Annotated in this window: 22 protein-coding genes and 1 tRNA gene; 15 read left to right on the top strand and 8 right to left on the bottom strand. The window is 68.4% G+C overall.

Features of this window, described 5'->3' with window-relative positions; all coding sequences use genetic code 11:
* Nucleotides 1-1631: feruloyl-CoA synthase (locus BGO22_RS04330; protein ID WP_286849227.1), on the bottom strand; the 1631-nt coding region annotated here is incomplete at its 3' end.
* Between the two features lie 132 nt (nucleotides 1632-1763).
* Here BGO22_RS04330 and BGO22_RS04325 point away from each other — a divergent pair.
* Nucleotides 1764-2399 (top strand): TetR/AcrR family transcriptional regulator, encoded by a 636-nt coding sequence (locus tag BGO22_RS04325; RefSeq protein WP_070398349.1) that lies wholly within the window; start codon nucleotides 1764-1766, stop codon nucleotides 2397-2399.
* A gap of 47 nt (nucleotides 2400-2446) precedes the next feature.
* On the opposite strand, the gene BGO22_RS04320 is transcribed toward BGO22_RS04325, so the two are convergent.
* A complete protein-coding gene (locus tag BGO22_RS04320) occupies nucleotides 2447-3364 on the bottom strand; it encodes a LysR family transcriptional regulator (protein WP_070398350.1) in 918 nt (305 codons plus the stop codon).
* Between the two features lie 114 nt (nucleotides 3365-3478).
* Here BGO22_RS04320 and BGO22_RS04315 point away from each other — a divergent pair, with 114 nt between their 5' ends.
* The 6 genes from BGO22_RS04315 (at nucleotide 3479) to BGO22_RS04290 (ending at nucleotide 8472) form a co-directional block, all read left to right on the top strand.
* Nucleotides 3479-4510, top strand: a complete 1032-nt coding sequence (locus BGO22_RS04315) for a TRAP transporter substrate-binding protein (protein ID WP_070398351.1) — start codon at nucleotides 3479-3481, stop codon at nucleotides 4508-4510.
* The gene (locus BGO22_RS04310) at nucleotides 4510-5016 is read left to right on the top strand and encodes a TRAP transporter small permease (RefSeq protein ID WP_070398352.1); all 507 of its coding nucleotides are present in this window, start codon (nucleotides 4510-4512) and stop codon (nucleotides 5014-5016) included. Before BGO22_RS04315 ends, BGO22_RS04310 begins: the two co-directional genes overlap by 1 nt.
* The gene (locus BGO22_RS04305; RefSeq protein ID WP_070398353.1) at nucleotides 5006-6307 is read left to right on the top strand and encodes a TRAP transporter large permease; all 1302 of its coding nucleotides are present in this window, start codon (nucleotides 5006-5008) and stop codon (nucleotides 6305-6307) included. Before BGO22_RS04310 ends, BGO22_RS04305 begins: the two co-directional genes overlap by 11 nt.
* An 89-nt stretch (nucleotides 6308-6396) precedes the next feature.
* Nucleotides 6397-6489, top strand: a tRNA-Leu gene (locus BGO22_RS04300).
* A 58-nt stretch (nucleotides 6490-6547) separates the two neighbouring features.
* Nucleotides 6548-7171, top strand: a complete 624-nt coding sequence (locus tag BGO22_RS04295; protein WP_070398354.1) for a DUF6806 family protein — start codon at nucleotides 6548-6550, stop codon at nucleotides 7169-7171.
* Nucleotides 7171-8472, top strand: coding sequence for an MFS transporter (locus tag BGO22_RS04290; protein ID WP_070398355.1), 1302 nt, complete (start codon nucleotides 7171-7173; stop codon nucleotides 8470-8472). The genes BGO22_RS04295 and BGO22_RS04290 overlap by 1 nt, the downstream gene beginning before the upstream one ends.
* Here BGO22_RS04290 and murI read toward each other — a convergent pair.
* Both murI and BGO22_RS04280 read right to left on the bottom strand, forming a co-directional pair.
* The gene (murI, locus tag BGO22_RS04285; RefSeq protein ID WP_070398356.1) at nucleotides 8463-9278 is read right to left on the bottom strand and encodes a glutamate racemase; all 816 of its coding nucleotides are present in this window, start codon (nucleotides 9276-9278) and stop codon (nucleotides 8463-8465) included. The two genes, BGO22_RS04290 and murI, sit on opposite strands and share 10 nt — an antisense overlap.
* Nucleotides 9275-10828, bottom strand: coding sequence for a fumarate hydratase (locus BGO22_RS04280; RefSeq protein ID WP_070398357.1), 1554 nt, complete (start codon nucleotides 10826-10828; stop codon nucleotides 9275-9277). Before BGO22_RS04280 ends, murI begins: the two co-directional genes overlap by 4 nt.
* Nucleotides 10829-10960: 132 nt before the next feature.
* On the opposite strand from BGO22_RS04280, the gene BGO22_RS04275 reads away from it, so the two are divergent.
* Nucleotides 10961-11155 (top strand): hypothetical protein, encoded by a 195-nt coding sequence (locus tag BGO22_RS04275; RefSeq protein WP_139146971.1) that lies wholly within the window; start codon nucleotides 10961-10963, stop codon nucleotides 11153-11155.
* Here BGO22_RS04275 and BGO22_RS04270 read toward each other — a convergent pair.
* Genes BGO22_RS04270 through BGO22_RS04260 form a run of 3 tightly spaced genes read right to left on the bottom strand, consistent with a single transcriptional unit; the run spans nucleotide 11129 to nucleotide 14035 of the window.
* The gene (locus tag BGO22_RS04270) at nucleotides 11129-12775 is read right to left on the bottom strand and encodes a hypothetical protein (RefSeq protein WP_286849219.1); all 1647 of its coding nucleotides are present in this window, start codon (nucleotides 12773-12775) and stop codon (nucleotides 11129-11131) included. The genes BGO22_RS04275 and BGO22_RS04270 overlap by 27 nt on opposite strands.
* 33 nt (nucleotides 12776-12808) lie before the next feature.
* Nucleotides 12809-13075 (bottom strand): DUF2164 domain-containing protein, encoded by a 267-nt coding sequence (locus BGO22_RS04265; protein ID WP_070398360.1) that lies wholly within the window; start codon nucleotides 13073-13075, stop codon nucleotides 12809-12811.
* A gap of 24 nt (nucleotides 13076-13099) precedes the next feature.
* Nucleotides 13100-14035 (bottom strand): LysR family transcriptional regulator, encoded by a 936-nt coding sequence (locus BGO22_RS04260; protein ID WP_070398361.1) that lies wholly within the window; start codon nucleotides 14033-14035, stop codon nucleotides 13100-13102.
* 146 nt (nucleotides 14036-14181) lie between these two features.
* On the opposite strand from BGO22_RS04260, the gene BGO22_RS04255 reads away from it, so the two are divergent.
* From BGO22_RS04255 to BGO22_RS04225, 7 genes are read left to right on the top strand one after another with little or no spacing between them, the layout of a single operon-like run.
* Nucleotides 14182-15012: an intradiol ring-cleavage dioxygenase gene (locus tag BGO22_RS04255; protein ID WP_070398362.1), complete on the top strand. Its 831-nt coding sequence runs from the start codon at nucleotides 14182-14184 to the stop codon at nucleotides 15010-15012.
* 36 nt (nucleotides 15013-15048) lie between these two features.
* Nucleotides 15049-16146 carry a C4-dicarboxylate TRAP transporter substrate-binding protein gene (locus BGO22_RS04250; protein ID WP_070398363.1) on the top strand — a complete coding sequence of 366 codons (1098 nt, stop codon included), beginning with the start codon at nucleotides 15049-15051 and terminating at the stop codon, nucleotides 16144-16146.
* 9 nt (nucleotides 16147-16155) lie between these two features.
* Complete coding sequence (locus tag BGO22_RS04245; RefSeq protein ID WP_070398364.1) at nucleotides 16156-16716, top strand: TRAP transporter small permease subunit; 561 nt, start codon at nucleotides 16156-16158, stop codon at nucleotides 16714-16716.
* Nucleotides 16709-18028 (top strand): TRAP transporter large permease, encoded by a 1320-nt coding sequence (locus BGO22_RS04240; RefSeq protein WP_070398365.1) that lies wholly within the window; start codon nucleotides 16709-16711, stop codon nucleotides 18026-18028. Before BGO22_RS04245 ends, BGO22_RS04240 begins: the two co-directional genes overlap by 8 nt.
* Nucleotides 18029-18032: 4 nt before the next feature.
* Complete coding sequence (locus BGO22_RS04235) at nucleotides 18033-18338, top strand: YciI family protein (RefSeq protein WP_070398366.1); 306 nt, start codon at nucleotides 18033-18035, stop codon at nucleotides 18336-18338.
* A 9-nt stretch (nucleotides 18339-18347) separates the two neighbouring features.
* Nucleotides 18348-18656 carry a Dabb family protein gene (locus BGO22_RS04230; protein ID WP_175442808.1) on the top strand — a complete coding sequence of 103 codons (309 nt, stop codon included), beginning with the start codon at nucleotides 18348-18350 and terminating at the stop codon, nucleotides 18654-18656.
* A gap of 26 nt (nucleotides 18657-18682) precedes the next feature.
* Complete coding sequence (locus BGO22_RS04225) at nucleotides 18683-19270, top strand: malonic semialdehyde reductase (protein WP_239478137.1); 588 nt, start codon at nucleotides 18683-18685, stop codon at nucleotides 19268-19270.
* 74 nt (nucleotides 19271-19344) lie between these two features.
* On the opposite strand, the gene BGO22_RS04220 is transcribed toward BGO22_RS04225, so the two are convergent.
* Nucleotides 19345-19854, bottom strand: a 510-nt coding sequence (locus tag BGO22_RS04220; protein WP_286849209.1) for a peptidylprolyl isomerase, incomplete at its 5' end; no start/stop codon positions are given.

The raw sequence follows: 19854 nt of genomic DNA, 5'->3' as shown, positions 1-19854 counted from the left end.
CCGCCGCCTTCGGCGCGCAGCGCCGCCAGGCCCTGGGCGATGTGCGCGTGCAGCGTCTCGCGCGGCAACTGCATGGCCGCGGCGGTGGGGAACACCAGCACGCCGATCTCGTCGCGGTCGTGGCCGGTGATGACCACATCCTGCGCGTGCGGCGCCAGGGCCGAGACCACGCGCAGGCGCAGCGTGCCCACCGACACCCAGGTGCCGGTGGTGAGCTTGAAGTCTTCGGCCACGCGGCCGTTGAACACCACGCCCTGTTCGGGCCGCTGGGCATCGGCCAGGAAACCGGCGTCGCCGATGCGGTAGTAGCCCTCTTCGTCGAAGGCCTGGGCGCTCAGCTCGGGCGCGTGGCGGTAGCCGGGGAAGATGTTCACGCCGTGGATGCGCAGCTCCAGCTTCTCGCCGTTGGGCACGAACTTGAGCGACACGCCGGGCAGCACGCCGCCGATGACGCCCGCGCGCTCCATGCGCCAGTGCGCGCTGGTCACCGCCGGCGCGGTCTCGGTGGAGCCCCAGGAGGTGGTGAGCCAGATCTCGCGGCCCAGCACGCGTTTGGCCAGGGCCTGCAGCCTTTCCCAGCTGGCCTGCGGCAGCGCAGCGCCGGCGTAGAAGACCGCGCGCAGGCGTTCCAGCACGCGCCGCGCCAGCGCCTCGTCGGCCTCCAGCAGGGGCATGGCCATGTCGAAGCCGCGCGGCACATTGAACCAGATGGTGGGCTGCACCTCGGCCAGGTTGGCCACGGTCTTGTCCACCAGCCCGGGCGCGGGCCGGCCTTCGTCGATGACCAGGGTGCCGCCGTGGCACATCACCATGTGCAGGTTGTGGTTGCCGCCGAAGGTGTGGCTCCAGGGCAGCCAGTCCACCAGCACGGGCTTCTCGCGCTCCAGGAAGCGCCAGGCCTGCGCGATCATGCGCTGGTTGGCGCACAGCATGCGGTGTGTGTTGATGACCACCTTGGGCGTGCCGGTGGAGCCCGAGGTCAGCAGGTACTTGGCCGTGGTGTCGGGCGTGATGGCCTCGAAGGCCGCGCGCACCGCGGGCGTTTCCGGCGTGGCCAGCAGGCGCTCGAAGGGGATCGCGCCGGGCAGGGCGTCGGCGCCCTGGCTCAGCACCACGGGCACGTCCAGGCCGCTGCTGGCGATGGCCGGGCCATAGACCGCGGCGTCCGAGGCATAGACCAGGGCCGGCTGCAGCGTGCGCAGGATGCCGTGCACCTTCTCGTGGTCTTTGGTGAGGCGGCAGTAGGCGCTGGAGACGGTGCAACTGGCGCGGCCGATGTGCTGCGTGGCCAGCACCAGCAGCAGGTGGTCGATGGCGTTGTCCGACAGCACCACCACGGGCGCGTCGGGGGCCAGGTTCATGTCCAGCAGGGCTTGGGCCACACGGCCCACCTGGGCGCGCAGCTCGGCCCAGTTCAGGCGGCGCCAGCCGGTGGGGGTGCGTTCGGCCAGCGCGGGCGCGTCGGGCGTGCGCGCGGCCCAGTCCTCCAGCCATTCGCCGATGCAGCGCGCGTAGTCGCCCAGGGGTTCGGGCGAGCGCAGGACGAAGCTGCCGTCGGCCCGGTGCTCCACCGTGGCGGCGGGTGGGGCCAGCCACGCCGGGTCGTTCAGCCAGTCGAGAGGATTGTTCATGTCTCCATACAGATATGTATGTTTCATAACGAATCCTAGCGAGGGTTTCTACTGGGTTAGTACAGGGTTTATCCCTATCTCCATACATTTCTGTATGGAAGATTCGCGGGGCGCCGCCGATAGAATTTCCGCGTGAGTTCCGGCGCCGCTTCTCCCGCCAGCCCCGCGCGCAAGTCCCGTGGGGCGGGCGAGGCCGCGCGCGCTCCGCTCACGCCCGACACCTGGATCGAGGCCGCCACCGGGGTGCTGGTGGACCAGGGCATCGACCACGTGCGGGTGGACCTGCTGGCGCAGCACCTGGGCGTCACGCGCGGCAGCTTCTACTGGCATTTCAAGGACCGCGAGGACCTGCTGCGCCGCGTGCTGCAGGCCTGGCGCGAAACGGCCACCGAGAACCTTACGGTGCGCCTGGAGTCGGCGAACGAGGACCCGATGGAACAGTTGCGCGGTGTGCTGTCGCTGCCGTTCCGGGGCCGGGCGGCGGCGCGTGCCGCGCGCATCGAGCTGGCGATCCGCGCCTGGGCGCGGCGCGACCAGATGGCGCGCTTCGCGGTCGACGAGGCGGATTCGAGCCGCATCGGCTACATCGCACAGCTGTTCTCGGCCCTGGGTTTTCCGGTGGTGGAGGCGCGCTCGCGGGCCTTCCTGCTGTACAGCTACGTGGTGTCGGAGTCGCTGATGCCCACGCTGAGCACCCCGGCGCAGAAAGACGACCGGCGCCGCTTCGCCGAGCGCTTGTTCACGCAGAAGCTGGGCGCGGCGGGCTGATGTGCGTCGGCCAGCAGGCCCGCGCCGCAACCCCAAGCTTGGTCGGTCTACCGCCGGAACAGCCGGTGCACCTGCTCCCGTATCCACATCTGCGCCGGGTCGTTCGCCGTGCTGCTGTGCCACACCAGGCGCACTTCGTAGTCGGGTGAGCTGTCGTGCGGCAGCTCCCACACGCGCATGTCGTGGCGCCGGCTCAGGTTGTCGGCGTACATCTGCGGCACGATGGTGAGCAGGTCGGTGCTGAGCGCCAGATCGGGCAGGGCGCCGAAGTGGCGCGCGCGCAGCACGATGCGGTCCGACAGGTTCAGGCGCACCAGCATCTTCTCCACGCTGCCATGGAAGGTGGCCGTGGGCGAGGCCACCACCAGCGGGGCGCTGGCCAATTGTTCGGGCGTGAGCCGCCCGCTGGCGCGGCCTGCGGACGGGCGCCAACCGCCGGAGCTCATGGCCACGTAGTGTTCGCGGAACAGCAGGTCGGCGCGGATGCCGCGGTGGCGCGGGTTGAGGATGCCGATGGCGAAGTCGATCTCGCGCGCCTCCAGCGCGCCAGCCAGGTCTTCGGCGGCCACGGCCACGTTGGACAGCCGGGCGTGCGGCGCCTGCTCGCGCAGCGCGGCGGCCAGCGGGGGCATGAACATCATCTCGCCCAGGTCGGACAGGGAGGTCTTCCAGTGCACCTCGCTGCGCGCGGGGTCGAAGGCCTCGTGCACGCTCATGGTCGATTCGAGGCGCTGGAGCAGCTCGGTGACCTCGGGGGCGATGCGCTCACACACGCGCGTGGGTTTCAGGCCGCCAGGGGTGCGCACGAAGAGCTCGTCGTCGAGGTGGCCGCGCAGGCGGGCGAGGGCGCTGCTGGTGGCGGATTGGGACAGCGACAGCGCCTTGCCGGCCGCCGTGACCGAACCGGTGCGGTGGATGGCGGCGAGCACGCGAAGCAGGTTCAGGTCGAGCTGGCGGAAGTTCATGGCGAATGATATCCACGCTGTGGATATACCTCATCGACAGATTCGGTTGGACAGATAGGCGCGTCGCCCCTACATTGCCGCCCCAACCCGCCTTTCACACCAAGGAGACAAACGATGCAGCCCTCTCGCAAGACCCTCTTCCGCCTGGCCGCCCTGTCGGCCCTCGCCCTCGGCGCCCTGAGCGCGCAGGCGCAGGACAAGCCCGTCGAACTCAAGTTCGCGCACTGGCTGCCGGGCACGCACCCGCTGTCCAAGCTCGGCTTCGAGCCCTGGGCCAAATCGGTGGAAGCGGCCTCCAAGGGCTCGATCAAGGTGATGCTGTTCCCCGCGCAGCAGCTGGGCAAGGCCGCCGACCACTACGACATGGCGCGCGACGGCATCGCCCAGATGACCTGGGTGAACCCCGGCTACCAGGCCGGCCGCTTCCCGCTCATCGCGGCCGGCGAGCTGCCCTTCCTGCTCGGCAAGCCCGGCCCGGCCTCGGCCGCGCTGGATCAGTGGTACCGCAAGTACTCGGACAAGGAAATGAAGGACGTGAAGTTCTGCTTCGCGCACGTGCACGTGGGCACCTTCCACTCCAAGAACCCCATCACCGAACCCGGCCAGCTCAAGGGCCTGAAGATCCGCTCGGCCAACGGCACCGTGGCGCAGACCATGAGCCTGCTGGGCGCCACCAACGTGCAGGTCTCGGCGCCCGAGTCGCGCGACGCGATCCAGAAGGGCCTGGCCGACGCCATCACCTTCCCCTGGGGTTCCATCATTTCCTTCGGCATCGACAAGGCGGTGAAGTACCACAGCGACATGCGTTTCTATGCCTCCGACTTCGTCTGGGTGATGAACAAGCCCTGGTACGACGGCCTGGCCGCCGGCCAGAAGAAGGTCATCGACGATCACTGCAGCAACGAATGGGCCGGCAAGGTCGGCGCCAGCTGGGGCGACGAAGAGGACAGCGGCCGCGAGAAGCTCGAGAAGACCGCCGGCCACACGCTGGTGAAAATCTCGCCCGCGCAGATGGATGCCTGGAAGAAGGCCGTGCAGCCCGTCTACGCCGACTGGGTGAAGGCCGCTAGCGCCACCGGCGTCAACGGCCAGGCCGCGCTCGATGAGCTGCGCAAGGAGCTGGCCGCCCGCGGGGGCGCGAACTGATGAAGCGGCTGCTGTCGGCGGTCGAGACGCTGGCCGCGCTCTCGCTGCTCGTGATCGCGCTGCTGACGGCGGGCAACGTGCTCGTGCGCTACTCCTTCGGCTGGCAGGTTCCCGACTGGTTCGACGGCACGCAGATGCTGCTGGGCATCGCGATGTTCTGGGGCATCGCGCTGGCCACCTGGTACGGCAACCACATCGCGGTCGACCTGCTGTGGGAGGCGCTGGGCCCGCGCGGCAAGCGCGTCATCGACGTGCTGGCCACCGCCGTGACCCTGGCATTCCTGGTGCCGCTGGCCTGGATGGTCTGGGTCAAGGTGGGCGGCACGGGCAGCCAGGGCACCATGGACCTGCGCCTGCCGCTCAAGTGGTTCTACAGCGCGGCCGCCGTGGGCGCGACCGTGGCCGCCGTGCTGGCCGCGGTGCGCCTGGGGCTGCTGCCCTTTGGCCGCGAGGCGCACGCCGAGGCCGTCGACGAAATCACCGCAGAGGGCATTCATGGATCGTGACCTGGTGGCCCTGCTGGGCTTCGTCGGCATGTTCGCGCTGATGGCGCTGCGCGTGCCCATCGGCGTGGCCATGGGCATCGCGGGCGTGGCGGGCTTCGCCGCGCTCAGCGGCCTCACGCCTGGCCTGAACCTGCTGGCCAACGTGCCGCTGTCGGTGCTGACCGACTACAACCTCATCGTTATCCCGATGTTCATCCTGATGGGGGCCTTCGCCTCGCATTCGGGCATGAGTGCGGAGCTGTTCGCGGCTGGCCGCGCCTGGCTGCACCACCGCCGCGGCGGCCTGGCGCTGGCCTCGGTGGCGGCCTGTGGCGGCTTCTCGGCCATCAACGGTTCGTCGGTGGCCACGGCCGCCACCATGACGCAGGTGGCGCTGCCCGAGATGCGCCGCGCCGGCTACGAGCCCGGCATTTCGGCCGGTCTCATCGCGGCCGGCGGCACGCTGGGCATCATGATCCCGCCCTCGGTGATCCTGGTGCTCTACGGCATCATGACCGAGGTGGACATCACCGCGCTGTTCGCGGCCGGGGTGATACCGGGCCTGATGGCGGTCGTCTTCTACTCGGTGGTGGTGGCCATCATCGCCCGGGTGAAGCCCGAGTGGATGCCGCGGGGCGAGCGCCACGGCTGGGCCGAGCGATTCGCCAGCCTCAAGCCGCTGTGGGCCGTGGTCGTGCTCTTCGTGTTCGTGCTCGGCGGCATCTACGGCGGCCTGTTCACGGTACAGGAGGCGGCGGGCGTGGGCGCCACGGGCACGCTCGTGATCGGCATGGCGCGCGGGCGCCTGCGCTGGCCGCAGATCAAGGAGGCGCTGATCAGCGCGCTGCGCGTGTCCTCGGCCATCATGACCATCGTGGTCGGCGCCTACCTCTTCGGCTACTTCCTCACCATCACCCAGTTCACCCAAAACGCGGTGGAATTCCTGGTGAACCTGCCGATCGGGCCCTATGGCGTGCTGGCGCTCATCATGTTGGGCTACCTGGTCCTGGGCGCCGTGATGGACGAGCTGGCCATGATCCTGCTGACCGTGCCCATCGTGTTTCCCGCGATGGTGCATCTGGGCTTCGACCCGGTCTGGTTCGGCGTGATCGTGGTGATGGCGGTGACCTTCGGCATGATTTGCCCGCCCGTGGGCATGAACGTGTTCGTCATCAATTCCATTGCGCGCGACCTGTCGCTGGGGCACATCTACCGGGGCACCATGCCGTTCATCGCGGCGGACGTGGTCCGGCTGTTCATCCTCTGCGCCTTCCCCTCGCTCTCTCTCTGGCTGCCCGGCCTGCTGGCCTAGCGAGGGCCTTCCCCCGATCCGACGCCCCCCGGCCCCACGGCCGGTGGGGCCGTTCGCGTTCACCTGCGACAATCGCGCCCCTGGCCCCTGCCTCGATGGTGAAATTGGTAGACACAGCGGACTTAAACTCCGCCGCTTGCCCGCAAGGGGGCGTACCGGTTCGACCCCGGTTCGAGGCACCAGGCGCTTTCCGCGCGGGGGCCTAGGTTTTTTCCGGACAGCCCGGTAGAGTGAGTTTCCATGAGCAGCCGATACGACGCCCCTTTTGAAATCCACGTGCACGGTGACGTGCCCCTGCGCGAGGACGTGGTGTTCGAGCAGATCCAGGAGGCCCTCAAGCCCCTGTGGCAGTACGCGGGCGGCCGTTCGCTCGCGGCGGTGGCCGAGAGCAGCTACGAGGACGAGCCCGGCATCCGCTTCGACGCCGAGTCGCACACCCTGCAGATCTGCTGGACGGTCAATGGCGACGAGGACTTCCGCCAGGCCGTCGAGGACGCCTGCATGGGCCTGAACGAAATCGCCTCGGCCGGCGCGCCGCTGGAGGTGTCGTTCTACGACACCGAGTTCGACGAGGAAGACGAGAACAACGAGGACGAGGCGCGCGACGATTTCGTCATGTGCTTCGTCGGTCCCACGCCCGCGGCCATCATGCAGGTTCAGCGCGACCTGCTGGTGCAGGACGTGGTGCAGGTGATGGAGCGCCACTTCGACGCCTCGGAGCTGGGTGACGTGGTGGCCTCGATCGACAAGCTGTTCAACCAGCGCTTCGACGCCCTCGTCAGTTCCATGCAGCTGGGCAAGCCGCCGCGCGGCCACGGACCCTCGGGCCACGGCGGACCGCGCAAACCGCGGCACCTGCACTGATGCTCGCCAGCGCCCTGAACCCCGGCGTGCGCAAGCGCGAGGTGTTCGGCTGGGCGATGTACGACTTCGCCAACTCGGGCTACACCACGGTGGTGCTCACCGCCGTATTCGCCGCCTACTTCGTTGGTGGGGTGGCCGGCGGTGCCCATTGGGCCACCTTCGCCTGGACCGCCGCGCTCAGCCTGTCCAACCTGATCGTGATGTTCACCGTCCCGGCCATGGGCGCCTGGGCCGACCGGCACGCCGCCAAGAAGCGCCTGCTCATGCTCACCACCCTGGGCTGCGTGGCCGCCACGGCGGGCCTGGCCCTGGTGCAGCCCGGCGCGGTGGCGCTGGGCGTGGTGCTCATCGTGCTGTCCAACGTCTGCTACGCCTGGGGCGAATCGTTCATCGCGGCCTTCCTGCCCGAGATCGCCCGGCCGGAGGCCATGGGCCGGGTGAGTGGCTGGGGCTGGAGCCTGGGCTACGTGGGCGGCATGCTCACGCTGGGCCTGTGCCTGGCCTACGTGCTGTGGGCCCAGGCCCAGGGGCAGAAGGCGGGGCAGTTCGTGCCCGTCACCATGATCGTCACCGCCGCCATCTTCGGTCTGGCTTCGCTGGTCACGCTGTCGCTGCTGCGCGAGCGCGCCCAGCCCCAGGCCGGCCGCGAGGGCGGCTGGCGCGCCTCGCTGCGCCGGCTGCGCGCCACCTTCCAGCAGGCACGCCACTACCGCGACTTCATGTGGCTGCTGGCCTGCACGGCGGCCTACCAGGGCGGCGTGGCTGTGGCCGTGGCGCTGGCGGCGATCTACGCCGAGCAGGTCATCGGCTTCGCGCAGCAGGAAACCATGGCGCTGATCTTCGTGCTCAACGTCGCGGCCATGGCGGGGGCCTTCGCCTTCGGTTACGGGCAAGACCGCCTGGGCCACAAGCTCGCGCTGAGCCTCACCCTGCTGGGCTGGATCGCCACCTGCGTGATCGCCGCGCTCAGCACCACCAAGGGCATGTTCTGGTACGCCGCCGCCATCGCGGGCCTGTGCATGGGCTCCAGCCAGTCGGCCGGACGCGCCATGGCCGGCATGCTGGCGCCGCCCGCGCAGCTGGCCGAATTCTTCGGGCTGTGGACCTTCGCCGTGCGTGTGGCCAGCATCGTGGGGCCGCTCAGCTACGGCGCCATCACCTGGATGACCGGTGGCAACCAGCGCCTGGCCATCGTGTCCACCGCCGTGCTGTTCGCGCTGGGACTGCTGCTGCTGCTGCCGGTGAACATGCGGCGCGGGCGCGAGGCCGCGCTCACCGCGCCGAGCACCGCTCAGCTCTGAGGCGACCGCACCTCGGCCGGCAGGTTCAGCCACTGCCGCGTGGCGCGCCGCAGCGATTCCGGATGGCCGGTGCTGCGCCACGTTGGCGAGGGCAGGGCCTCGCCGCTCCCTGGCCCGGCGCCCGGCAGCAGGTGCCGCGCGCGGCGCGCCACCGCTTCGGCCGGATCGATCAACGCGATCGGCCCCTCGCTGGCGGCCAGCCAGGCCTCGCGCACCAGCGGGTAGTGCGTGCAGCCCAGCACCAGGGTGTCGATGGCCGGGGCTTCGTCCAGCAGCGCCCGCAGGTGGCGGTGGCACAGTGCCCGCGCGAGCGCTTCGTCGCCGCGTTCGATGGCATCGGCCAGGCCGTCGGCCGCGCGCTCATGCACGCTCGGCCCGCCTGCCGCGCCCGCCAGGCAGGCCGAGCGCAAGGCCTGGTAGCGCGCGCTGTTCAGCGTGGCGCGCGTGGCGACGACGCCCACGCGTCCGCTGCGCGTGGCGGCCAGGGCCGGGCGCACGGCGGGCTCGATGCCCACGATGGGCAGGTCGGGGTGCTCTTGCCGCAGCGCGTCGATGGCCACGGCGGTGGCCGTGTTGCAGGCCAGCACCAGCAGGTCCAGGGGCTCGCAGGCCCGCCAGTCGCGCACGAGGGCGGTGACGCGCCCCCGCAGCGCCTCGGGGGGCCGCTCGCCGTAGGGCGCCCAGGCGTTGTCGGCCAGGTAGCTCAGGTGGGCGCCGGGCAACGCCGCGCGCAGGGCGCGCCAGACGCTCAGCCCGCCGACGCCGCTGTCGAAGACGCCGACGGCGGTGACGGGCGAGCCGCTCAAACGCTGGCCAGTGCGATGCCCTTGAACTCGCCCGAGGCGATGCGCTGGCTCCACTCGGCCGGGCCGGTGATGTGCGCGCTGGTGCCGCCGGCGTCCACGGCCACGGTCACGGGCATGTCGACCACGTCGAACTCGTAGATGGCTTCCATGCCGAGGTCTTCGAAGCCCACCACCTTGGCCGTCTTGATGGCCTTGGACACGAGGTAGGCCGCACCGCCCACGGCCATGAGGTAGGCGCTCTTGTGCTGCTTGATCGCCTCGATGGCGACCGGGCCGCGCTCGGCCTTGCCGATCATGGCGATCAGGCCGGTCTTCTCCAGCATCATGCCGGTGAACTTGTCCATGCGCGTGGCGGTGGTGGGGCCGGCGGGGCCCACGGCCTCGTCGCGCACCGGGTCCACCGGGCCCACGTAGTAGATGACGCGGTTGGTGAAGTCCACCGGCAGCTTCTCGCCCTTGGCCAGCATGTCCTGGATGCGCTTGTGCGCGGCGTCGCGGCCGGTGAGCATCTTGCCGTTGAGCAGCAGGGTCTGGCCGGGCTTCCAGCTGGCCACTTCTTCCTTGGTGAGGGTGTCCAGGTTGACGCGCGTGCTCTTGTTGTAGTCGGGCGCCCAGTGCACGTCGGGCCACAGGTCCAGGCTGGGCGCGTCCAGGTAGGCGGGGCCGCTGCCGTCGAGCACGAAGTGCGCGTGGCGCGTGGCCGCGCAGTTGGGGATCATGGCCACGGGCTTGCTGGCCGCGTGGGTGGGGTACATGGCGATCTTCACGTCCAGCACCGTGGTCAGGCCGCCCAGGCCCTGCGCGCCGATGCCCAGGGCGTTGACCTTCTCGTGCAGCTCCAGGCGCAGCTCTTCCACCTGCGTCAGCTTCTCACCCTTGGCGGCCTTGGTCTGCAGCTCGTGCATGTCGATGTCGTCCATGAGCGACTGCTTGGCCATCAGCATGGCCTTCTCGGCCGTGCCGCCGATGCCGATGCCCAGCATGCCCGGCGGGCACCAGCCCGCGCCCATGGTGGGCACGGTCTTGAGCACCCAGTCCACCAGCGAGTCGCTGGGGTTGAGCATCACGAACTTGCTCTTGTTTTCGCTGCCGCCGCCCTTGGCGGCGACGGTCACGTCAACGGTATTGCCCGGAACGATCTCGGTGAAGATGACCGCGGGCGTGTTGTCCTTGGTGTTCTTGCGCGCGAACTGCGGGTCGGCCACCACGCTGGCGCGCAGGGTGTTGTCGGGGTGGTTGTAGCCTCGGCGCACGCCTTCGTTGATGGCGTCGTCCAGGCTGCCGCTGAAGCCCTCGAGCCGCACGTCCATGCCGATCTTGAGGAAGACGTTGACGATGCCGGTGTCCTGGCAGATCGGCCGGTGGCCGGTCGCGCTCATGCGGCTGTTGGTGAGGATCTGCGCGATGGCGTCCTTGGCCGCGGGACTCTGTTCGCGCTGGTAGGCGCGGGCCAGGTGGGCGATGTAGTCGGCGGGGTGGTAGTAGCTGATGTACTGCAGCGCACCGGCGATCGATTCGATGAGGTCGTCGGCCTTGATGGTGGTGGGCATGGTCGGTCGTGGGCTGGGGGGTGGATAACTTGGGGATTATCCCTCTGCGGAAATGGGCGCGCAGGCCGGGGGCCAGGCCGCCCCTTGGCGCTGGCTAGCATGCCGCGCATGCATCCACTTGTCCCTCCGGCCATGCGCGCGCAGGTGTCGGCGGCCGTCGCCCTGCCGGACGGGCTGCTGGCGCAGGCGCGCGCCGCCTACCTGGGGTTGGAAAAGGACGGTCTGGCGAAGCATCCCGACGAGCTTGCCGACTGCATCCGCGCGTTCAGGCACGCGGTCGAAGCGCGGTGCGCCGCCGCCTCAGGTCCGCCGGCGCCAGAACAGTGACACCGAGGCCAGGTAACGAAGCATCTTCATGAGCGACGACCGGCCTTCCGCGGTGGCGAAGGAATAGAACATCACGATCAGCAGCAACCAGGGCATGTAGTAGATCCACAGCTGCGCGCACCAGCCCGGCATGAAGCGAAAGACAGAGTCCAGCAGCAACAGGGGCAGGAGAAGGAGGGCGATCAGGTTGAGCGCCAGGGTCGCGATCCGGGTGACCACCGTGGCCGGGCGGTCGTGGTCCTTGTGGATCGCCACCTCGGCAATGGCGCCGTGCAGCACGGCGCCCGCCACTTCGGGCAGTTGATCGCCTGTTTGGGAGTAGATGATGTCCAGCTCGATGGAGTCCTTGGGGTTGAGCCGGTCAAACTCCAGGCGGATGCTGGCCTCATTCGGCACCGGCAAGGCCCTCCAGCCCGATGACTCGCTGCGCCGCTCGGACATGGCAAGGATGGCCAGGGCATTTTTCAGCTGGAGCTTCAGGGGTGTCGCCACGAGGTTGCTGGCGATCTGGTGCGGCCCCTTGGCCACGAAGCGGACCCGCAGCCGGCTGGCCTCCTGAACCTCCACCCCGTTGACCGTGATGTTGAGTGATTGGGCCGTGGACGAACTGTCGACAAAGATCTCGTCCGAGATGACCTCCCAATGCAGCTCTTTCGTGCGGATGGAGCGCACATAGAAGTAATACGAGATGAGCGCCGAGGCGACGACGCCGAGGATGAAGGCGCCCAGTGTGCTGCCGAGGTAGTACTCGATCCCGGCGATGAAGGGGCGATTGGGGTCGTAGGGCCGGCGGCTGACGTCAAGGTCGTACTTCAGGCTGGTGGGGTCCTTCGCGCCCAATTCTTCCGCCGGGATCAGCACGAAATGCTCAGGCGCCTGGGACGCCCGGAAGGTGAACACCGCGGAGCGGTCTTGGCGGCTGACATCGTCTTGCCAGGTGATGACCTGGTTCTTGTCGTCCAGCATCACCAGCATCGGGTCGAAGTCCTTGGACGACGCGCGGATGGTGTACCAGTCCTTGCTGTCCTTGGCGGCTGGCACCGAAAACCAGTGCGCCGGTTGGGACTGGAACGGTGTGGCCGGGTTGAGCCCTTGCCCGGCGCTCTTTTTGACGTCGACCCGAACGGCGCGCGGCAAGGGGGGAACGAGCGCCGGCGCATGGGCATCGATCACCCAGAGGCTATAGGGCACAGGGGTTTGCGAGGCGTCCCCGCCCACCATGATTTCCAGGCGGTCTCCGGCGCTCACCGTCACCGACAGTTGCTGGGTGGCGAGCCGTGACGGGTGGGGCTGTGCGGTCTTCAGCAACTGCCCGTTCTGCAGAACGGCGAGCACCAGGTGGCGCGTGTCGGAATGCGCCGAGATGCTCAGTTCTCCCGGGGCATCGGCCGTGAACACATGCCTGGCGTGGTGGGGCAGCCGAACGTCCGCCACCGCGTTCTGCGAGAGGAATGCCGTCGACCCTCCGTGGATCTGCCCGTTGTGCAGCTTGCCGGCCACCACGGGAATCGGCTCCGCGCTGGTGGCGGGGTCCGCGGCCACCGCCAGGTTGGCGTGCACGGGCATGAGCAGGGCGATCGCCAGCATGACAACGCGAGGCAAACCGGAGGTGAGGCTCATGGTGGGTCTCGAAGAGTGCAGGGTGGGGGTGGGTCAGCGCCGCGCTTTTGCCTGTCGCCGCCAGTACTGGAACTCGTCCTCGTGGAACTCGATGTCGAGTTCCTGCATGCGCTGCTGCAGCCGCTCCTGCACCTGGGCCACCGTCTGGTTGTAGACCAGCGGGCCGATCTCCTCGAGGAAAAAGTTCAGCAGCGCGCCGGCGCCGATGTTGCCGATGCGCTGGTCGAGCGCTTCCTGGAAGTAGCGTTCGATGGAGGCGATGGCTTGCGCGCGTTCGTCGCGGGGAAGTTCGATGGGCATTGGCGTGGCGTGGTCGAGGGAAGGTCAGTACACCGCAAATCGCCCGGTCCATTTCCGCTCGTAGTCCATCTTGGCGAAGTGCCCCGCCATGAAGTCGATGAAGGCGCGGACCTTGGCCGAGAGGTGCTTGCGGCTGGGGTAGGCGAGGTTGATGGTGAGGTGGGGCAGGTCCCAGTCCTCCAGCACCGGCACCAGGCGGCCGGCCACGATGTCGTCGTAGACGATGTAGCTCGGCTGGATCAGGATGCCCATGCCGTCGAGCGCGGCGGCGCGCACGATCTGGCCGTCGTTGGTCTCCAGCAGTCCCTTGATCTGGATGGTTTTCTGCTCGCCCGTGGCCACCTGGGTGAAGCGAAGTTCGTTCGGTGTGTTGGCGTGCAGGTAGACCAGCAGCTTGTGCTGTTGCAGGTCGTCGAGCCCCTTGGGAAAGCCATGCCGGGCCAGGTAGCCCGGCGAGGCGGCCAGCACGCGGCGCGTTTCGCCCAGGCGGCGGATGGTGATGTTGCTGTCGGGCTCGTACTCGCGCGTGCGGATCGCCACGTCGATGTTGTTGTCGATGATGTCCAGGTAGCGGTTGGCCGCCTCCACGTGCACGCTCACATGGGGGTAGCGCTCGGTGAACTCGCGCAGCAGCGGCGCGATGTGGTGCATGGAAAAGCTCAGCGAGGCCGTCACGCGCAGCAGGCCCGTGGGGTTGAGCGCCGCGGCGTTCACGTCGGACTCGGCGTCGCGCAGGTCACTCAGGATGTTGCGCGCGCGCTGGAAGAATTCCTGCCCGGTGTCGGTGAGGTACAGGCGGCGCGTATTGCGCTCCACCAGGCGCACGCCCAGGCGCTCCTCCAGGGCCGCCAGGTGGCGGCTGGCGCTGGCGTTGCTCAGGTTCAGGGCTTCGGCCGCGCGCGACAGGCTGCCGGTTTCGGCCACCTGCACGAACAGTTCGATCTCGGTCCAGCGGTCCATCGGCTCTCTCGTCGTCTCCGGGTTGTCCCTTGGTTTCTTTCGCGCGCCGGAAAAGTCTTTTGTTTTCCGGGCATTGGTTTTCCATTTCGGGCCGCCTACATTCTGCCGCCACGGTGGCCCCGCGGCACCCAACCGGAGACACGACGGTGAGGAACCTCAACCAGGACAACATCACCCAGGCGGTCATCGCCCGCCTGGCCCAGACACCCGACCCGCGCCTCAAGCAGGTGCTGACCAGCCTGGTGCAGCACCTGCACGCCTTCGCCCGCGAGGTCAAGCTGACCGAGGCCGAATGGGCCTACGGCATCGACTTCCTGACCCGCGTGGGCCACACCTGCGACGAGCAGCGCCAGGAGTTCATCCTGCTGTCGGACACGCTGGGCCTGTCGATGCTGACGGTGGCGCTGAACAACCACAAGCCCCCGGGCTGCACCGAGGCCACGGTGTTCGGGCCTTTCCACGTGGAAGGCGCACCCGAGATGCCGCACGGCGCCGACGTGGCCAACGGCGCGCCCGGCCGGCCCTGCGAGGTCTCGGGCCGCGTGCGCGGCCTGGGCGGCGAGCCGGTGGCGGGCGCGGTCATCGACGTCTGGCAGGCCGACGCCGACGGCCTGTACGACGTGCAGCGCGAAGGCCTGGCCGAGCCGCAGGGCCGGGCGGTGCTGCGCAGCGACGCCGAGGGGCGCTTTCACTTCCGCAGCGTGGTGGCCGAGCCGTACCCCATCCCCAACGACGGTCCCGTGGGCGAGATGCTCACGGCCACCAAGCGCCACCCCTGGCGGCCCGCGCACCTGCATTTCCGCCTGCAGGCGCCCGGTTACGAGACCCTGGTGACGCACGTCTTCCGCGACGGCGACCCCTACCTCGATTCCGACGCCGTGTTCGGCGTGCGCAGTTCCCTGGTGGCCGATTGGGTGGAACAGCCCGACGGCCGCGTCACCCTGGATTTCGACTTCGTGTTGAACCCGTCCCGCTGATTTCGACCCCCTGAGACACAACGAGGAGACAAGACCATGACGATCAAGAAACGCGCTTTCGTGGCCAGTGCCCTGGCCGCCGCCCTGATGGCCGCGGGCCTCGCCCCGGCCCACGCGCAGCAGACATTCAAGCTCACCATCGCGTCCAGCCACCCCACCTCGCTGCCCTGGGTGGGGCTGATGAGCACGCTCTTCGTGCCCGAGGTGAACAAGCGCGTGGAGGCCCTGGGCAAGGGCTACAAGATCGAATGGAAGGAGGCCTACGGCGGCCAGCTCTACAAGATGAACGCCACGCTCACCAGCGTGGGCCAGGGCATCGCCGACATCGGCTGGGTGTTCGCCAACCTCGAAGCGGCCAAGATGCCGCTGACCCAGTACGCCACCGTCACGCCCTTCGCCACCGGCGACGTGCGCACCTTGCTGCAGGTGGCCAACGAGCTGAACGAGAAGATCCCCGCGCTCAAGGCCGAGTGGGACCGCAACAACCTGGTGTTCCTGGGTGCCTCGGGCGTGGACACCTACCACCTGTTCACCAAGAGCCCCATCAGCACCTACGCCGATCTCAGCGGCAAGAAGATCTCGGCGCCCGGCGCGCTGGGCCTGTGGCTCAAGGGCTCGGGCGCGGTGCCGGTGGACGGCTCGCTCACCAGCTACTACACCGACATCCAGACCGGTGTGAGCGAGGGCACCATCTCCATCGCCACCGGCATCCTGCCCAGCAAGGTGTACGAGGTGGCACCCTACGTGACCACGGTGGACATCGGCGCGCTCTACAACGGCGGCATGGCCATCAACAAGGACACCTTCAACGGCATGCCGCCCGAGGTGCAGAAGATCATCAAGGACGTGGGCCTGGAGTACTCGCGCGTGCTGGGCGACACGCTCATGCAGCGCTACGAGGCCGCGCTCAAGGCCATCGGCGAGCAGGGCGCCAAGCAGGCCGTGCCGGTGAAGATCGCGCCCATGGCCCCCGGCGAACGCGAGAAGTGGGCCAAGACCATGCCCAACATCGCGGGCGACTGGGTCAAGGCCAATGCCTCGCGCGGCCCGGCCGCGCAGATCGTGAAGACCTACCTGGAGGAGCTGCGCAAGCGCGGCGCCAAGCCCTTGCGCGACTGGGACAAGGAACTCTGATCGCCCTTCATGAGCTACGAAGCCAACACCAACCTGGAAGAGGCGCCGGTCCCGGCGGCGCCGTCCAGCCCCTTCGGGCGCGTGGTCGACGCGCTCAACGGCCTGGGCTCGATCGTCATCGCGCTCGTCATGGTGCTGATGTGCGCTGACGTGTTCATGCGCAACGCCTTCAACCACCCCCTCGACGGCGTGGCCGAGATGGTCGCGGCCTCGATCATCGTGATCGTGTTCCTGCAACTGCCGGCCACGCTGCGCCACGGCCGCATGAGCCGCGCCGACCTGTTCATCGACCCCTTCGTGACCCGGCGGCCCCAGGCGGGCAAACGCCTGCGGGCGGTGTTCTCGCTTGCGGGCGTCTTCGCCTGCGGCGTGATCGCCTACGCCACCTGGCCGCTGTTCCAGCGCGCCTGGGCGAACAATGAGTTCTTCGGCGTCGAGGGCGTGTTCACCTTCCCCACCTGGCCGATGCGCATCGTGGTGTTCGTGGGCGCGGCGCTGGCGGCGCTGCAGTACGTGCTGTTGGCCTGGCAGGACTGGCGCGAGAGCGGCCGGGGGGGCGACCATGTCTGACCTGCTGCTCGGCTTCATGGCCATCGGGGTGATGCTGGCCTTCATCATCCTGGGCATGCACATCGGCATCGCGCTGATCGTCACGTCCTTCGCAACGGTCTGGCTGATGCGCTCGCCGGAGATCGCCGCCCGCTTCGTCGGCGCGGCAGCCAACGACGCGATCCGCGACTACCTCTTCGGTGTGGTGCCGCTGTTCGTGCTCATGGGCATGTTCGTGAGCGTGAGCGGGGTGGGGCGCGACACCTTCGACGTGTTCCAGTGGCTGTTGCGCCGCCTGCGAGGCGGCCTAGGCCTGGCCACGGTGGGCGCCAACGCGGTGTTCGCGGCCATCACCGGCATCTCCATCGCCTCGGCCTCGGTGTTCACCAAGGTGGCCACGCCCGAGATGATCCGCCACGGCTACACGCCGCGCTTTTCCGTGGGTGTGGTGGCGGGGTCGTCGGTGCTCGGCATGTTGATTCCGCCCTCCCTGCTGATGATCATCTATGGCGTGATCGCAGAGGAGTCGATCGGCCGTCTGTTTCTCGCGGGCATCCTGCCCGGCCTGCTCCTGGCCTTGCTGTTCTGCGCCTTGATCCTGGGCCTGGCCTATCTGCGCCCGAGCAGCATTTACTCCTCGGGCCAGGCCGCGTCGGCGGCCAACCAGGACACTGAAACTTGGGCCAGCGCATCGGTAAAGTTTTTTCCCATCCTGTTGCTCATCGTGCTGGTGCTGGGCGGTTTGTACAGCGGCTTTTTCACGCCCACCGAGGCCGGCGCCGTGGGCGCGGCGGGCGCCTTCGTGATCGCCATCGCCCGCCGACGCCTGACCTGGCGCAAGCTGTGGAACGTGCTCACCGAAACGGGCTACGTGTCGGTGTCGGTGCTGTTCCTCATCGTGGCGGCCTCGCTCTACAGCCGCATGCTCGCGCTCACCGGCATGCCGGCGGCCATCACCACCGGCATCACCGACATGGGCCTCGGCCCCTGGGGCTTTCTGGCGGCCTACCTGCTCATCGTCATCGCGCTGGGCTGCATCATCGACTCGGTCTCGATCATGCTGATCATGCTGCCCATCGTGTTGCCCATCGCCACCAGCTTCGGCATGGACCTGATCTGGTTCGGCGTGCTCACCGTCGTGGCGGTGGAGATCGGCTTGCTCACGCCACCTTTCGGGGTGTCGGTCTATACGGTCAAGAGCGCGCTCAACAACCCCGCGATCACCATCAAGGACATCTTCGCCGGCACCTTGCCCTTCGTGCTGGTGATGGTGTTCTCGCTGTTCGTTCTCGCCATCTTCCCCAGCCTGTCCACCTGGCTGGCGCGCATGTGAACCCATGATCTACGTCTTCCACCTTCTCGACAAACCCGGCGGCCTTGAGCTGCGCCAGCGCATGCGCCCCGAACACAAGGCCTACCTGGGCGCCATGGCCGATCGCATCGCCTTCGCCGGCCCCTTGCTGGCTGACGACGGCGCCACCATGGTGGGCAGCGTGCTGGCCATCGACTTCGACAGCCGCGAGGCCGCGCTGCAATGGCAGGCGCAGGAGCCGTTCACGCGGGCCGGACTCTACGCCAGCGTCTCGGTCTATGCGTTCCAGAACCTGTGGCCACAGAAGGCGGGATTCCCGCCCTCCGCCTGAGCCGACAACATGCCTGTGGTCAAACACATCGTGATGTGGAACATCCTCGGCGACAGCGCGGAGGAGAAGACCCGCAACACACAGCGCCTGAAGGCCGCCTTCGAGGGCATGCGCGGACGCATCCCGGGCCTGCTCGCGTTGGAGATCGGCGTGGACATCAGCCGCGTGGACTACGCCTGCGACGTGGTGCTCTATTCCGAGTTCGAGACAGCACAAGCCCTGGCCGACTACGCTACGCACCCCGAGCACCTGCGCGTGCGCCAGGCGCTCGAAGGCCTGCGCATCGCGCGCCACCAGGTCGACTACTTCCCCCACTGATGCCCGAACCGAAAGGACCCTTCTCCGTGACCCCCCTGGACAACGCCGCCCTCGACACCCTGTTCCTGAAGGCGCGCACCGCCAACGGCTTCCTCGACAAGCCCGTGCCCGAGGCGCTGCTCAAGCAGGTGTACGAGCTGGCCGCGCTCGGCCCCACCTCCATGAACACCCAGCCCACGCGCTACGTGTTCCTGAACTCGAAGGAAGCGCGCGAGCGCCTGTTGCCGGCCATGCTGCCGGGCAACCTGGACAAGACGCGCACCGCGCCGGTGACCGTGATCGTGGCCACCGACACCCGGTTCTACGAGTACATGCCCCAGGTCTGGCACCGCGAGGGCGCGAAGGAGAACTTCGAGGCCAACGCGGCCCTGGCCAGCGCCACCGCCACGCGCAACGGCACCCTCGGTGGCGCCTACTTCATCGTCGCGGCGCGCGCCCTGGGCCTGGACTGCGGTCCCATGAGCGGTTTCGACATTGGCAAGGTCGACGCCGAGTTCTTCCCCGACGGCCGCTGGAAGACCAATTTCCTGATCAACCTCGGCTACGGCGACGACAGCCTGCTGTTCAAGCGCAATGCGCGCCTGGGTTTCGACGAGGCCTGCCGCGTGCTCTGAACGGCCCCGGCGGCGGACACAAAAAAGCGCGGCCGGGCCGCGCTTTTTTCATGCCGGGACGGGCCGGGCGCCGCTCACTGCACCTTGGCCTTGTCGCGCAGCTCCTGCTGGTATTTCTGCATCTTCTGTTGCGCCAGCTGCTGCGCGATCTGCGGTTTGAGCTCTTCCAGCTTGGGGATTTCCGCGTCCCGGATGTCGTCCACGCGGATCACGTGCCAGCCGAACTGGCTCTGCACCGGCGCGTCGGCCAGCTGGCCCTTTTCCAGCTTGAGCAGGGCCTGCGAGAACTCGGGCACGTAGTTCGCCGCGGGCGCCCAGTCCAGATCGCCGCCGTTGGCGCCGGAGCCCGGGTCCTTGGACTGCTTCTTGGCGATGTCCTCGAACTTGGCGCCCTTCTTCAGGCTGGCGATGATGGCCTTGGCCTCGTCTTCCTTCTCGACCAGGATGTGGCGGGCCTTGTATTCCTTGCCGGCGCTGGCGGCCGCGAATTTGTCGTACTCGGCCTTGATCTCCTCGTCGGTCACCGGGTGCTTCTTCTGGTAGTCGGCGAAGAGGGCGCGGATCATGATGGTCTGGCGCGCCAG

This window comes from Hydrogenophaga sp. 70-12, assembly GCF_001897365.1.
Lineage (GTDB): Bacteria > Pseudomonadota > Gammaproteobacteria > Burkholderiales > Burkholderiaceae_C > Hydrogenophaga > Hydrogenophaga borbori.
The sequence above is the reverse complement of the archived record's forward strand: the minus strand, read 5'-3'. Positions and strand labels throughout refer to the sequence as shown.